The 1194-nt window shown below is 69.8% G+C and carries 1 protein-coding gene; it reads right to left on the reverse strand.

The genetic code is table 11. From position 1 onward, the window contains the following. Nucleotides 1-68: 68 nt before the first annotated feature. Nucleotides 69-824, reverse strand: a complete 756-nt coding sequence (locus ACWDNU_RS46380) for a helicase HerA domain-containing protein (RefSeq protein ID WP_449673514.1) — start codon at nucleotides 822-824, stop codon at nucleotides 69-71. Nucleotides 825-1194: the final 370 nt, after the last annotated feature.

A 1194-nucleotide genomic window follows, 5' to 3' on the forward strand; every position in this document is an offset into this window, starting at 1 on the left:
GTCTTGCGGCAGTGCCAAATGAGCATCGAGGGTACGTCCTTCGCTGCCGCAGCCAGCTGCTTCCGGGATCAGCCCGTTGAGCGACCACGGCCAGAGATCCCACGGCCCACCACCCGGAACCTGCCGCGGCTCGGTATGCGCGGGCGTCGGCTCTCCTCGCGATCGGCGATCGGATCGATCCGCAGGATCGCGGCTTTGGAGGTCAGCGGCAGCGCGGTGAACCTGGCCCGCAGCGGGTGCGCGGAATGCGGGCGCAGCACCCGGATGTCGCGCTCGCGCAACGCGTCGGCGGTGGGGCCGGTCGCACCGGGGGCGATCTCGCCGAGCCGGACGAAATCGGAATTGGGGTCGAAGATCACCACGGGCAGCGCGGTGTGCGCGATCACCTGCTCGAGCACGACGCCGAGCGCGTAGGTCTTGCCGGACCCGCTCTGCCCGCACCAGAAGGTGTGCCGGTTGAACCGCTTGGGCAGCAGCCGGGCCGGGCCGCCGGGCGGGGTGAGGTTCACCCCGACGTCGAGCAGGGCGCCGGTCGTCTCGTGCAGTGTCTGGACCGTGGCGGCGTCGACCATCTCGACCGTGCCCTCGGTGAAGGCGTAGCCGGCGCGGACGTCGATGCCGTCGTCGTTCAATTCGCCGATCAACCGGCCGCGCAGGCGAACCGGGGTCGTCTCCGACCGCTCCTCGACGAGCACGAGCTGACGGCGCTGCGCCGCGACGACCACGGCCAGCGAACCGGCGACCAGCGCGCTGTCGGTGGCGTCGGCGACTACGAACGAGCGGCCGTCGTCGGACCGCGCACTGGGCTGGCTACTGTTCGGCACCCAGCCATCTTCTCACCACATCCCGCGAACGGGGCCGGACAGCTATAGGACGGCTACCGCGGCGGCTCAGTGCTCCGGGAAGCCGGTGGCGAACAGGATCGCAATGATCACGGAGCTGACCACGGAAATGGCGAGAATGATCCACATGAGGGGGAAGGTTACCCGTACCCGGGCGTGTCGCTGGCATCGCACCGTCGTGCTGGGGCGTCGCCGCAGGTCACGGCGGTGCGGTGCTCAGAGCTGGGGTGGCACCGAACAGTCCGCGAAGTCGGGGTCCTGGATTTCGCTCGAGGAGGTCGGCGAGGCGTTCGACCGGATGCGGCAGGGACAGGGCGCCCGGTCGCTGATCCGGATCGGGGACTGAAAGACC

The sequence above is a fragment of the Amycolatopsis sp. NPDC003676 genome (assembly GCF_053587275.1).